The organism is Alteromonas sp. Cnat2-8, assembly GCF_022348355.1.
GTDB classification, from domain to species: Bacteria; Pseudomonadota; Gammaproteobacteria; order Enterobacterales; family Alteromonadaceae; genus Alteromonas; species Alteromonas macleodii.
Genome location: NZ_JAKREX010000004.1, coordinates 502253 through 515751, shown reverse-complemented (window position 1 = coordinate 515751; position 13499 = coordinate 502253). Strand labels below are relative to the sequence as shown.

Annotated in this window: 10 protein-coding genes; 5 read left to right on the top strand and 5 right to left on the bottom strand. The window is 44.2% G+C overall.

What is annotated here, in order from left to right:
- Window positions 1-22 precede the first annotated feature (22 nt).
- The 3 genes from rbfA (at window position 23) to rpsO (ending at window position 1789) form a co-directional block, all read left to right on the top strand.
- On the top strand, window positions 23-424 hold the full coding sequence (gene rbfA / locus MHN00_RS13140) for a 30S ribosome-binding factor RbfA (protein ID WP_014949257.1): 402 nt from the start codon (window positions 23-25) through the stop codon (window positions 422-424).
- Window positions 425-1399 (top strand): tRNA pseudouridine(55) synthase TruB, encoded by a 975-nt coding sequence (gene truB / locus MHN00_RS13135; RefSeq protein ID WP_239301399.1) that lies wholly within the window; start codon window positions 425-427, stop codon window positions 1397-1399.
- A gap of 120 nt (window positions 1400-1519) precedes the next feature.
- Window positions 1520-1789 (top strand): 30S ribosomal protein S15, encoded by a 270-nt coding sequence (rpsO, locus tag MHN00_RS13130; protein ID WP_012518257.1) that lies wholly within the window; start codon window positions 1520-1522, stop codon window positions 1787-1789.
- A gap of 121 nt (window positions 1790-1910) precedes the next feature.
- On the opposite strand, the gene MHN00_RS13125 is transcribed toward rpsO, so the two are convergent.
- The 4 genes from MHN00_RS13125 to MHN00_RS13110 form a co-directional block, all read right to left on the bottom strand.
- Window positions 1911-4268, bottom strand: coding sequence for a diguanylate cyclase (locus MHN00_RS13125; RefSeq protein ID WP_239301398.1), 2358 nt, complete (start codon window positions 4266-4268; stop codon window positions 1911-1913).
- Window positions 4269-4318: 50 nt separating this feature from the next.
- Window positions 4319-5077 carry a 23S rRNA pseudouridine(2604) synthase RluF gene (gene rluF / locus MHN00_RS13120; protein WP_239301397.1) on the bottom strand — a complete coding sequence of 253 codons (759 nt, stop codon included), beginning with the start codon at window positions 5075-5077 and terminating at the stop codon, window positions 4319-4321.
- Window positions 5078-5217: 140 nt separating this feature from the next.
- Complete coding sequence (locus tag MHN00_RS13115) at window positions 5218-6030, bottom strand: hypothetical protein (RefSeq protein WP_039229603.1); 813 nt, start codon at window positions 6028-6030, stop codon at window positions 5218-5220.
- 191 nt (window positions 6031-6221) lie between these two features.
- Entirely contained in the window at window positions 6222-7778 is a 1557-nt protein-coding gene (locus tag MHN00_RS13110; RefSeq protein WP_014949262.1) for a bifunctional GNAT family N-acetyltransferase/carbon-nitrogen hydrolase family protein, read from the bottom strand.
- 426 nt (window positions 7779-8204) lie between these two features.
- On the opposite strand from MHN00_RS13110, the gene MHN00_RS13105 reads away from it, so the two are divergent.
- Window positions 8205-8876 (top strand): 2OG-Fe(II) oxygenase, encoded by a 672-nt coding sequence (locus MHN00_RS13105; protein ID WP_014949263.1) that lies wholly within the window; start codon window positions 8205-8207, stop codon window positions 8874-8876.
- 208 nt (window positions 8877-9084) lie between these two features.
- Window positions 9085-10770: a response regulator gene (locus tag MHN00_RS13100; RefSeq protein WP_039229600.1), complete on the top strand. Its 1686-nt coding sequence runs from the start codon at window positions 9085-9087 to the stop codon at window positions 10768-10770.
- Between the two features lie 119 nt (window positions 10771-10889).
- On the opposite strand, the gene MHN00_RS13095 is transcribed toward MHN00_RS13100, so the two are convergent.
- Window positions 10890-13475 carry an ExeM/NucH family extracellular endonuclease gene (locus MHN00_RS13095; RefSeq protein ID WP_239301396.1) on the bottom strand — a complete coding sequence of 862 codons (2586 nt, stop codon included), beginning with the start codon at window positions 13473-13475 and terminating at the stop codon, window positions 10890-10892.
- Between the last annotated feature and the right edge of the window lie 24 nt (window positions 13476-13499).

Here is a 13499-nt window from a genome sequence, read left to right as displayed (position 1 = left end):
TAAATAAGGAAAGGAGAGTATAATGGCCCGTGAATTTTCACGTACCGACAGAGTCGCTCAGCAAGTCCATAAAGAAGTGGCGAGCATTCTGCAAAATGAATACAAGCACCGCGTTGGCGACATGCCCTTGATCACGGTTTCTGACGTAGATGTGTCGCGCGACCTAGCGCATGCAAAAATCTTTGTGACTATCTACAACAGCACCGAAGAAGAAGGTAAAGCGCAAATTAAACAACTGGCAGAATACAAAAAATTTATTCGCAGTATTCTAGCTAAACGTATTCGCATGCGCTCAGTGCCTGATCTTCACTTCTTTGAAGATAAGTCGATTGTTGAAGGTATGCGTATCTCTAATCTTGTGTCTCAGACCATCGCAAAAGATGAGTCAAAGCGCGATAAAGACGACCCACAAGAGCAGGAGTAAATGGCAAGACGTCGTAAAGGCCGTGAGATTAACGGCATAGTATTGCTTGATAAACCGCTTGGTGGGTCATCTAACCAACTGCTTCAAAAAGTGCGCTGGCTGTACAAAGCTGCGAAGGCTGGGCATACAGGCGCACTTGATCCACTTGCCAGTGGCATGTTGCCGCTGTGCTTGGGGGAAGCTACGAAGTTTTCTCAGTTTCTTCTGGATGCAGAAAAGACCTACGAGGTAACTGCTCAACTAGGTGTTCGCACCACCACGTCTGACGCCGATGGCGAAGTGGTTGAAGAAAAGCCTGTTGATGTAAGCGAAGAACAAGTACGTGATGCGTGCTTGGCGTTTCTAGGTAAGAGTAAACAAATCCCGTCCATGTTTTCAGCGCTTAAACATCAAGGTAAGCCACTTTATCACTATGCACGTCAAGGTATAGAGATTGAGCGGGAACCCCGCGATATTGAAGTGTATGAATTAGATGTACTGCGTATTGAACTGCCGTTTGTAGAAATGCGCATTAAATGCAGCAAGGGCACTTATATTCGCTCTATCGTAGATGATTTAGGTCAGAACCTTGGCTGTGGCGCCTACGTGACTCGCTTACACCGTACGGAAGTAGCAGACTATCCTACGGATAAAATGGTCTCGCTGGATAAGTTAATTGAAATTCAGGAATCACTGGAAGAAGGTGACTTTAAAGCGCTGGATGACTTATTGATTCCTATGGATTCCGCTGTAAGTCGTTTGCCCTTTGTGACCATTAACGACGCTGAAAGAAACCGTTTTGATAACGGCCAATCTGTAAAAGGGACTTGTAGCGAAGCGCTGGGTGAAGGCGTGTCTTACCGCGTTTACCATGGCGACGATACCAGTGGTATTTTCTTAGGCGTAGGGGAAGGGGTTCTTGACCCGAAAGACCAAGGTATCCCTAAACAAGAAGTGTTTGTTAACCCAAAACGTCGAGTTGTTTATCCATTGTAGCTGCGCCGGTAAATAAAGACGGTTTATGGCTTGCTAAGTCTGTAAACGTCATTATAATACGGCGCTCATTCCGCTTTGCTGAATTAGTGATCGGCGAAGCATTAATATTAGGAGAATGATATGTCACTAACTAAAGCAGAAACCGCAAAAATCATTGCTGAGTACGGCGTTAAAGAAGGCGACACTGGTTCACCAGAAGTTCAAGTTGCTTTGCTTACTCACAACATCAACAAGCTTCAAGGTCACTTTGCTGATCACAAGAAAGATCACCACTCACGTCGTGGTCTTCTACGTATGGTTAGCCAACGTCGTAAGCTTCTAGACTACCTTAAAGGCAAGAACGCAGAGCGTTACCTTGACCTTATCAAGCGTCTAGGTCTACGTCGATAAGACTAGGTTTCAAGAAAAGCGCCCAATGGGCGCTTTTTTTTTGCAAAAATGTACAGCGAAGTGCAATACACCCTAGTACATGTATGAAGCTGGCCAATTAACCTTGTGTTTGTACTACGCGTTAGTTCGACGGTATGTTTTGCTTTTTAGCTTCAAACATCCGCTCATCTGCAATGTAAATTAACTCTTCTAGCGTCTTGCCTTCTTCTGGATAGCTCGCGTGACCTATGCTAACGCCAACGCTGAACGCGCCTTGTGTGGTAGTAATAGGCTGTGTAAGCTTTTTAGCAAGTCGGGCTTTAAGTGTCTCTACATTGTATTCAGTGCTTAGCTCGGTGATTACTACGATAAACTCATCACCACCAACCCGTGATGCAATATCGTACACGCGACACATGGATTGAAGCCTTTGTGCAAGCTCAACAAGAACTTCGTCACCGATTGTATGGCCGTATTCGTCATTAATGGGCTTAAATCGATTGAGATCCAGATAAAGTAGCGTACACACCTTATTGTTTCTCTCTAATCGAGGAAGCTCATTTCGCATATAGGTAGATAGGGCAAGCCTATTCGCTAAACCTGTTAGCGTATCGCTATTTGCCAGTTTTCTAATTTTCTGTTCTGCTTCGACTTGCTCGGTGATATCAACATTAATACCAAACATCTTGTTGCCTTCAATGCGACCATAACCGCTAACATGACGATATTTGTCGCCAGAGGCTTTCACTCTAAAAATTGCGTGAAATCCTGAGCTATCTTTTATTGATTGCTCTATCTTTTGCTTCACATTGGCAATATCGTCATCGTGAACTGTGTCTTCCCAGTCACTAAATTGACCACTAAAACCAGCTTTGGAGACATTGTAGATTTTATGCATCCACTCATCCCAAATGAGCTCGTTAGTAGCGATGTCCCACTCCCATACACCTATGTGTGCTGCGTCAGCGGCCATAGACATGCGGCGGTTTAACGTTTTAAGCGTCTGTTGAGCTTCCCGCCATTTTGTTACGTCTTCGGATAGTGCCAATATGTATTGAGGGGTGCCGTAGTTGTCATCAATGACAATCTTTTTGGTCTCAAAAAAGCGCGTCACACCATCTATATTGAGTTTGAATTCGTTAACGATTTGCTTTTCAGAACTTGAAAGTAATTGCTTATCGTCAGATATAAATTTCTTGGCCTCCGCCTCGTCGAATATATCAAAGTCAGATAGCCCCACAAGTGACGCTTTGTCGGTGCCCAATATTTTACTTCCCGCATCATTTACATGGGTAATCGAAAGGCTGTCGGCACGCTTTACAATCAACATATTGGGCAGTGCGTCAAAAACCGTTTGTGCAAAAACTTCTTGGTTCTTGACGTCAGACAAATCTTTTACCGTACACACATATGAAATATGGTTTCCCGGCAGCAAATTAATGCGAAGTGTCAAAGGAAAAACCTTTCCGCTTTTCCGAATACCGTCCAGAGTTAAAGGCACGTTGTGCGCTGCGCTATTCTTTGCCGCTTTTTTTAATCCTATCAGGAGTGGCTCATGGGCATGCTCAGAAGGGCTCACAAGCTCGCGTATGTGAATGGTCTGAGGAGAAAAACTGTCGAGACCAAACATGCTTAACGCGACAGGGTTGGCAAATTCAACCATACCGGCACTGTCGAAGGTCAATACGCCTTCTTGTACTGTATTTAACACCGCGTTATAGCGTTCCAGCAATAACGTACGTGCTCGCAGCTCAATAAAAATGAGAATAGTAAACGCGAAAAGCATCACCATTAGCATGACCAAATAAGCGAGGTTTTTGGTTTCTGGCTCTTGTAGTATTTGCGTGGAGGGCAGTGCATATACGTGCATAGACAGCATACCGGTGTAATGCATACCGGATATAGCACTGCCCATTATAATGGCGGGAACAATTTGTTTAAGTATTCGCAGTTGCGACGTGGTGACATATTCATGGGTTTTTAAAGCAATACCTGCTAGACCGACGGCAAACACAATAGACAAAGAGAAGTACCAGCCATCGTACGCCATGATGGCATTCATCTGCATTGCCATCATGCCGATGTAGTGCATGCTGCCAATGCCAAGCCCCATATATAAACTGCGAAGCAAAAGCGAGTTAGCTTTATGTGGCAGTTTACTCATCACAACAATACTCGCAAGAATCGCGGGTAACACAGAGAGTAGGGTTATGAAAGGGTCGTACGAAACCTCAAGAGGGAGCTGATAGGCAAGCATCCCAACAAAATGCATCGCCCAAATGCCAAAACCAAGAAAGCACGCTGATGCCAGCGACCAAAATGCTCGCTCATTTTGTAATTCTGTTTGCGACATCTTCGCAGAAAGAACGAAAGAGATAAGGGAAGCAGATATTGCAATAACAACAGAAGCCACCACGAAAAATACATCGTAGTTAGCCAATATTTCAGCACTAGGGGGAAAATCCTTTACCGAAAAAAAATGATAATGTCCGTTTTTCAAAGTCTTAAATTGTCTTATCAATAAACTACTACTAAATGTAGTAGTTTCATTTATTTACGCAACCCAACTTTGCTCGCTGTTTTTGTAGAAGAGCGAACTGCATTTTGCATAATAGTTAGTTCACGGCTTGTTAGGTTACGCCACTGGCCAGGTTTTAGTGAACCGAGTTCAAGGTGCATGATTCGGGTTCGTTTTAGTTTGGTGACCTCGTATCCTAAAAACTCACACATTCTGCGGATTTGTCGATTAAGACCCTGAGTTAGAATAATGGTAAATGTATTTTTGCCCGTGGGTTTAACCACACAAGGCTTCGTTACGGTTCCTAAAATTGGTACTCCGCGAGACATACGGTTGACGAAGCGCTCACTGATTGGTTGGTTAACCGTAACTTCGTATTCTTTGTCATGAGCATTTTCAGCGCGCAGGATCTTGTTCACGATGTCCCCATCGCTGGTTAAAATGATTAAGCCTTCCGATGGTTTATCTAACCTTCCTACGGGGAAAATACGTTCCTTGTGACCGATAGCGTCAATAATGTTGCCTTTGACATGACGCTCAGTTGTACAGGTGATACCAATGGGTTTGTTATAGACAATATATACGCGATCTGACTTGTCTGAGGCAACGGCACCTACAACTTTACCGTCTACCTTTACAGTGTCACCAGGCCCCACTTTCGTACCCAGTTCAGGTGGTTGGTTATTAACGGTAACGCGATTTTGCTCAATGAGTTTATCCGCTTCACGGCGAGAACACAGGCCAGTGTCGCTAATATATTTATTTAAACGTTTGGGCGCTTGCTCACTCATTGCGCATTAGGTCCTATATTTCAAAAGAGGGCAATATTATCACGGCAAAAAGAAAGGGGCGATTCGCCCCTTTCTTTTTTATGCGTTAAACCGTGGTTTTTATTCTCGGTTGTATACTATTGCAACAGATTTAATCTGGTTTACTGGTTACCTGCAGCTGAAGGAGCCGAACCACTTCCACCCGTTGAACCACCGCTAGATACTACTTTGGTTGCTATATCGCGAATTTCGTTTTCCAAACTGGTAATGCGGCCAGATAAGGTCGTATTGCGTTGCTCTAACACAGACAATTTGTCGGTTAAATTGCGTACGCTTTGCTGAGCGCTTTGTTTATCGCTTGCTGCTTGCTCAAGTTGAACATTAACAGCGAGCAGTTCATCAGCTAACGAAGCAAGTTGATTCTTAACCGAGCCAATGGCCGCTGCTTGCGATTTTACATTTTCTGAAACTGAGTTGATGTTCTTATTCAAGGCGTTTTGAACGTTACCTACGCGGTCGCCAAGATCAGCAATCTCTTGTTGATTACGACGCCAAGCTGACGCCCACAACTTATCCATTTGTTCCCAAAGCTCGTTTGTCTTGTTGGTTAGCTCAGTAACTTTAACTTGCAGGGCAACAGTAGATTCACCAATTTCTTCACCTGTAGCAGATAACTTGTTTTCTAACTGTAATATGCGCTGCTCCGCTTGCTCAGCAACCACTTTTTGTTGCTCAAGCATGGTGTACAGGTAATAGCAACCACCACAGGCGGCTAAGGCGATGACGGCAACGAATACAACCCAGATTCCATTACCGTTTCCACCACCAGAGGGTTGGCGGTTTGCTGATGGGGCAGATGAAGGTGGAGGCGTTGCTTTTGTTGGCGCCGCCTGACGTTTTGTTTGGTAATCACGACGGTCTTCTTCATCCAATCTAATGGTTGGAAACTCATCGTTTTTCGAATTATTTGCCATAGTAAATTTATAATCTCGTTATGTAGTACTAACTTCATCGCATTTAGATGCTTTAACTCAATAAGAAGACAGCACATTTATATTTGCGCGCTAAAGCATGTTATCGCTAAATTAAAGGAAATTCTACGGCTTATGCTCAATGTCAATTATACATAAGCCATAAAATCCGAGAATTTCCTTAAAGCGTAGCGCTACTGCTTATCGCCGATCCATTCAACGCGATACAAATCTCGTCTTCTATCAAGATAATTCCGCACAGAGCCTTCATTTTGAAGCTTAGTGAGTTTATCCAAATCCAAATCAACAATGAGCGTCATTTCTGTGTTTGGGGTGGTCTCAGAGACAATTGCGTCATGTGGGAACGCGAAATCACTTGGCGAGAAAACCGCGGTTTGCCCATATTGAATATCTACGTTGTCCACTTTGGGTAAGTTACCTACGCTACCTGCAATTGCCACGTAGCATTCGTTTTCAATAGCGCGGGCCTGCGCACAGCGTCGCACGCGCAAATAACCGTTTTTGGTATCTGTCCAGAAGGGGACAAACAAAATTTGCATTTCCTGATCGGCAAGAATACGCGCAAGCTCTGGAAACTCCACGTCATAGCAGATCAAAACGCCGATTTTGCCGAAGTCGGTATCAAATGTCTTAAGGCTGTTTCCGCCTTTCATTATCCAATCTTCTTTTTCGTGAGGTGTTGGATGAAGCTTATACTGGCTTTCAATCGTGCCGTCGCGTTTGCAAATGTAGCTGACGTTATAGAGCTCTTCCTCTTCTACCACAGGCATAGAACCTGCGATAATCGTAATATTGTACGATACGGCCAAATGAGACACGGCAGTTAAAATCTCATCGGTATAGGTCGCTAAATGCCAAATTGCGTCAATTGATGAATCTGACGGGCTTAGGCCCATTAATGGCGCGTTGAAAAACTCAGGGAACAGGGCAACGTCGCAAGAATAGTCAGACAAGGCATCGACGAAGTACTCTACTTGTTGTAAAAGCTCTTCTACATTATTGAAGTAACGCATTTGCCATTGAATACATCCGATTCGCGCGCTGGTCTTTCTGCTGGCGATGAGGGAAGGCGTGCCCGGTTCATAATAAATATTGTGCCACTGAAGTAGCGTCGCATAACCCTGTGAGGCTTCATCCTCTGGAAGGTAAGCCGACATGACTTGCTTGACTTCAAATCCATTTGAAAGTTGAAAAGTTAAAATCGGGTCGTAGATGTCTTTGAGCTTTACTTGCTCAATGTATTCATAAGGCGACAGCTCATGCGCATGGTTTTTATAGTTCGGGATTCGACCGCCCGCCATAATGGATTTTAGATTCAAGTTACGACAGAGCTCTTTACGCGCTTCGTAAAGACGACGACCAAGGCGTAGACCTCGATACTCGGGTGAAACAATTACCTCAACACCATAAAGCACATCACCGTTAGGATCGTGTGTGGTCAAATAAGCATCACCCGTAATTTCATCGTAGCTGTGTTTATCCCCAAACTGGTCATAATCTACAATCACTGAAATGGCGAAAGCGACCACTTTGCCTTTATCTTCAATACATATTTGCCCATCGGGAAATGTAGTAACTTGGGCTTTATAGTTAGAGTAAGGCCATGCGCCTCCAACGTTGGCGTATACCTCATCCATTAACGCTTTAACATCGTTGTAGTCGTCCAGTCTCAAGTTTCTTAAGTCTAGATGATGTTCCGTTTCTTCTATTTGTGTTTGATCTTGACTCATGGGTTACTCTTTTTGCTAAAAATTTTAATACGTACATTGCGTATATCTTTACTAAACCGCCTTGCCATGCGTTTTTCAACTGTTAATTACAATCCGTATGTGCAGACGTAATGGCAACGGAAACAAGGGCAGAAGAAAAGTCTCTCAATCAACCCTCTTAAAATATACACCTCGGTTTACTTATTGATTTAGTTTACCTTTACCGTCATTTGCTCACTTTAAAATTGATATTAAATAAGCAAGAAGCGTGCGACTTCTTAACGACAAATAATTTTTCTTTTATCGATAAAAAAATAGCGCGGAAAATGCGTGGTGATGCAATTGCTATAGGATTCAACCCCGCGTATAAGTTCGCTAGTTTTTTAACATACACAACCCGCTCCTAACTACACGATTAGTTAACCGCTCAAAGGTAGAAATGCTCTGATGAATAGAGAACAACTTGCGTCGTATCAGCCTCTTCACGTTTTCGATGAAGCCATATTTGAAAATATCGTCGATGACTTAGTCACGAAAGGCTTTTCTATTCAAGAGCATGGTTTACCTGATTTCATTACACAAGCACTTTTGGCCTGCCAGCGTTCGATCTCTGAAGCTGAATATCAAGCGGCAGGTATTGGTCGCGCAGAGAATTATCAAAAAGCTGAAAAAGTTAGAGGGGACGAGATTTGCTGGATTACAGGTTCATCTAGCGAAGGCGCTTTGTGGCTTTCATGGTGTGAAGCCATGCAGCAGTATGTAAATCGTTCGCTCTTTATGGGGCTTTTTTCTTTTGAAAGTCATTTTGCCTGCTATGAGCCGGGTAAATTTTACAAACGCCATGTAGATGCGTTTAAAGGTCAGGGCAATCGCGTGTTGTCTTTAGTCGCCTATTTGAATGACGACTGGACTTCAGAAGATGGGGGAGAACTCGTGCTCTACGCTGATGAAAGTGATCTAATTGGAACAAGAGTGCTGCCAACGAAAGGTACTTTCGTTGTCTTTTTGAGCGAACAATTCCCTCATGAAGTATTACCTGCTGCCCGCAGCCGTCACTCGGTTGCAGGTTGGTTTAGGGTTAACGGAAGCGTTAACGACGCGATTGACCCGCCTCGATAAAAGCACTAATCACGTTGTGAAACGCACGTGTATCTAAAAACCAAGACTTATGTATAATAAGTTTAGGTTGTATGCGCGCTATTATTGCAAAACTGGTTTGAATTATGGGCCAGCTCCTCTCGCGCACAGCTCGCGCAACATTGTGCCGTCGCAATAGCAAGTATTCTATTACGACGCTTAGGGAAAAGACGTTAGAAGTGATTGGTAAATGCTGGAAAAAATACCTGCCCCAACCCCAAGAGAAGAATTACATGTGCTGGTTATCGATAACCAGGGGCTTGTACATGATGTAGTGTCATCAGCTTTGCATGAAATTGGAATAAAAAACGTAAGCAGTGCTTTTAATGCCTTTCACGCGAAAAGGTTATGTGCTGCAAGACAATACGACTTTGTTTTACTGGCGTTTAACGTCAGTCACGACAAAGATGGCTTTCACCTTTTTGAAGAATTAAAACACCTCAATCACATCAACGACACCACCACGGTCATTTTTCTCAGTGCAGAGACATCGCCTGAATTGGTTAATTGTATTGTTGAATTGCAACCGGATGACTTTTGGGTCAAACCTCTTCAGCGCAACAAAATTGAGCTGCGTTTGGAATACCTTATCCAAATAAGGTTAAAGCTACATAAAATGCTTCATTGTATGCAGGTGGGGGACTATTCCACCGCTATGTACTATGCAGAGCGCCAGTTAAAAGATCCTTCGCTATCGGAGTATCACACCAGAATTAAACGCTTAATTGGTGATTGCTTATTGCAGCTTCGCGATTATCAAACTGCGGAAGACTACTTTAGAAGCTTATTGCAGAGCATGGATCATGCGTGGGTTCACATTGGTTTAACCCGGTCGTTGCTTCGACAAGATGAATTAGAAGAAGCCCAGCTACTGGTTGATGACTTATTGCAGCGCCACGACACGCGATTCTTAACCTTCGACTTGCTTGCCCAGTATTTCATAGAGAAAGAGCAGTTCGATATTGCCTACGAACAAATGAAAGAGGCGAGTAGGCTAGCACCTCGCAATATTGAGCGTAACAAACGGTTATGGGATCTTGCTCGATTGAACCACGATAAGGCAGGACAACTTTCAGCCGTTCAGAATATGGCAAAGTTTGCTAAAAATTCTATCCATGACTCACCTCAGCTAACGCTCAATGTTATTCGTTCAACCATTGATTTAGCCACAAGCCTTGGCAGTACAGAAGGCGAACGTTATATGAAACGCGCAGAATCTGAACTGGAAGAATTGAAACAACAAAAGGGCATGCAGTCTCAGCTCGGCGAGCAGATTGACGTCGTAAAAGCGCGTGTCTTGTGCTTGCGAGACGACAAAAAAGGGGCTGAAAAGTTGATGAAGGATCGTTCGGCATCTACCGACGGACTCTCGATGGAAGATAGCCTCGATAAAATGAAAGCATTTCACGAGTTAGGAATGCGTGAACACTGTGTGAGTATTTTAGATAAGCTTAGAAAGCAAATTGAAGGGGACACGTTTACTTCTCAAGTGGTAAATGAATACCTGAATCAAGAGTCGATTGAACGTACTGAAATTCAATTTACCACAAAAGAGCTTAAGCAAATGGCTGCGGTTAACTACAAAGAGAATCGGTTGTCGCCAGCTTTCAACAATTTACGCCAGGCACTAACACTGTCGCCGAAAGACAAACAAGTTGCACTGAGCTTGTTAAAAGTTATTACTCAAATCCACTTAGGGGATAATTTAACAGACGAGCAGATGGAAGCGGCCCATAAAGCGGCGAAGCTTCTTTTAAGCAGTGACTTGTCGCCAACCCAGGCTGAAAAGCGCGATCAGTACATAAGCCGAATAGGTATAGAAGTGGACGACAGTAACGCTGCTGACTTAGTTGGTGTGGTGGCTGTTAAAGCATAACGGTTACTACACAGACTGTTATTGAAAAGAGTACCAATAAAAAAGCTGCCTCCATTGAGGCAGCTTTTTTTATGTGAATGAAGCACACCCGTTAAGCGTGTACTTCTTTCTTTCACTTTTTACTTCTTAACAGTAGTCGAACGACGACGAAAGCCAATCGCTGCAGCTAGCAGGGCAAGAATTCCTCCCATTGCTCCACCTGAGCTATCATTGTTTTCTTCTTCTTCCTCTTCAACTACGTCTGCTTGTAGGTCAAAGGTTGCGATGAATGGGTCATGATCTGAGCTTCTAAATGGACCAACATCAGTAAAGGCGTAACCGTCTTCGTCTGGGTAATAACGAAGCGCTTGATCGTACTGCAACTGGTAAGCTTCAACTGAGTTGATGTTCCAGTGAGCACCGTCAATGGCGTCTGCAAGCATGGCTTCACTTGCTAGTACGTGATCTAAACTACCTACCTGTTCAGTTCCGTAGAACCAATATGAGAAGCCTTCTGCATCAAACTCTTCAGCCAAGTTGTGATAGCCGAAGCTAGACTCTACGTCCACTGACGAGCCTTCATCCATACCTGTATTGACCGCAGTCGTAATAGTGTATCCACGAGACTCAGGTGTGTAATCGGTAAGTACAGCTACTGGATCTTCAGCGCTATAAGCGTTTAAGTCGCCTAAGATAACCTTGCGCTCTGGCAGGCTCTCATCACTTAGCGCGTTGCCTAATGTGATAGCTGCCGATACACGAAGTGCGTTACAGCTACCCTGAATCGTGGTGATTTCAGACGGCGCTTCTGCCACATCTTCTGCACACTGTGAACCTTTTGATTTAAAGTGATTCACGGCAACAAGGAACGATTTGCTGCTTTCAGTGTGTACAAACGATTGAAGAAGGCTTGGGCGCATGCGTGCCAGGCTATCTTCATCAATTTGTTGCTCTGGCATAGCAACTACCATGGCATCATTTTCTGGCGTCACTACTGTAGCTTTGTATAACAAGCCTACAGTAATCGCATCCGTACCAATTTCACTGCCATCACTGGTTGCGATGAATGAGTATTGCTCGGTTTCACCAAGTTCGGCGTTAATAGCATTAACTAGAGATTGGATAGCGCTATCTTCACCAAAACCATCGTTTTCGATTTCCATCAAACCGACAACGTCTGCGTTAAGGTTAACGATAGCTTCAACGATACGACCCTGTTGCAATTCAAACGCCACTTCATCGTCTGCGCCGCGGTTTTCGTCATAATCGAAAGTTACGTCGCCATTTGCATCTACTTCACCATTAAAGTAGTTAAGCACGTTGAACGTAGCAATAGATAGGTTGCCTTCTGTAACCACTGGGTTTGCTTCGCGAGAAGACGTTACTTCGATAACGTCGCTTGGATTAATTCTGTAAGTGCCAAAACTGTAGTTTAGTGGGCCAGCAGCAGAAACCGAATCACCAATGCGAATGGCATTAGCGTAGCTGAAAGTAGGGAAGTAATTAAGAGCATCTGGGTACTGCGAGCTGCTGTTATCTTCGATTGTAAGAAGGCTTGTCTCGCTCGCTTCTTCTGCCGCAGTATATGCTTCTGACAGAGGCGCAGCTACGTCGCTTGGTTGGCGTTTAATTGTGTCGCTAACAACGATTTCACCAAAACGCCACAGGTTGTTTGTACTCGTCACTGTTGCATCAGTCACGCTAACAACCATACCTTCAACGGTTTCAAGGTCAAGTTCGTACGGCATAGAAAGTTCTACCGCTGCTACAGCATCCGCTGTACCACAATCAAGTGCAGCCACATCACTATCCATAGCAAGTGTGGTCATACCGTAGTTTTCTTCTACTTCACCGTAAAGGCGAACCAGGTTACCTGTTTCAACGTCAACAGAACCTTCTACAAATAAGCCTTCAGACGTGGCGTCGTCAGCGTCGTAATCAGACGCTTCTTCTTGGACAAAGAAGCCGCCAGCACGTGTGCCAGTTACAATAGCTTCAATTATAACGTTATTGCCAACTTCAGCAGAGCTGCTTTCACTGCCCTGTATAGCACTAATAAGTGTCGCGTCTGCACCGCAAATACCTAGCTCAACAGCAGGCTCTTCTGGAACTTCTACAACGTCACCGCCACCTTCAGTGGTAAATGTACCCGCTGGAAACGGCGTTGCAGCGTCAGTGTTAGTGGTCGAGCCATCAAGCGCGTCAACACCACTGTAAGTCCAGTTAGATGCTTCGAAACTGCCGCCATTTGCTGTTTGACCTGACGTCCGGTATGCCCAACCGTCTAGGTACTCCCACGCGGTGCCACTACCGTCGGTGTTGATATCGCCAAACGTGTCAATAACGCTGCCATCTTTAAAAAGCTCAATAGCGTCGTCACCATTAATACCCATTGATGAAGTATCGTAGTCTGGTGCAGAACCGAAAAACGCAGTAAATCCATCAATTTCTGATGCTACGTAGATATAAGTACCAGCGCTTGCAGACGCACCAGCTGGAAACGTAAACTCTTCGCCATCAGTACCGCCGCCGTTGTTTGCAGTTCCAAGGGCATAGGTAGACAAATCTGCTATGTCATTGACTACGAAAAGTTCAACTGCTTTTGGAACACCACCGCTTAACGGTCCATCAATAACACCGCTAATGACTAAATCGTTAGCTTGGATGGCGGTTGAAGAAAGTGCAGAAATGATTCCTGCAGATAGTAAAGTTAATGATGTTTTCACGTCATTTTCCCTTTGTAGTTTTCA

Coding starts and splice junctions, on each gene's coding strand:
- rbfA (WP_014949257.1), top strand. CDS start 23: ATGGCCCGTGAATTTTCACGTACCGACAGAGTCGCTCAGCAAGTCCAT.
- truB (WP_239301399.1), top strand. CDS start 425: ATGGCAAGACGTCGTAAAGGCCGTGAGATTAACGGCATAGTATTGCTT.
- rpsO (WP_012518257.1), top strand. CDS start 1,520: ATGTCACTAACTAAAGCAGAAACCGCAAAAATCATTGCTGAGTACGGC.
- rluF (WP_239301397.1), bottom strand. CDS start 5,077: ATGAGTGAGCAAGCGCCCAAACGTTTAAATAAATATATTAGCGACACT.
- MHN00_RS13115 (WP_039229603.1), bottom strand. CDS start 6,030: ATGGCAAATAATTCGAAAAACGATGAGTTTCCAACCATTAGATTGGAT.
- MHN00_RS13110 (WP_014949262.1), bottom strand. CDS start 7,778: ATGAGTCAAGATCAAACACAAATAGAAGAAACGGAACATCATCTAGAC.
- MHN00_RS13105 (WP_014949263.1), top strand. CDS start 8,205: ATGAATAGAGAACAACTTGCGTCGTATCAGCCTCTTCACGTTTTCGAT.
- MHN00_RS13100 (WP_039229600.1), top strand. CDS start 9,085: ATGCTGGAAAAAATACCTGCCCCAACCCCAAGAGAAGAATTACATGTG.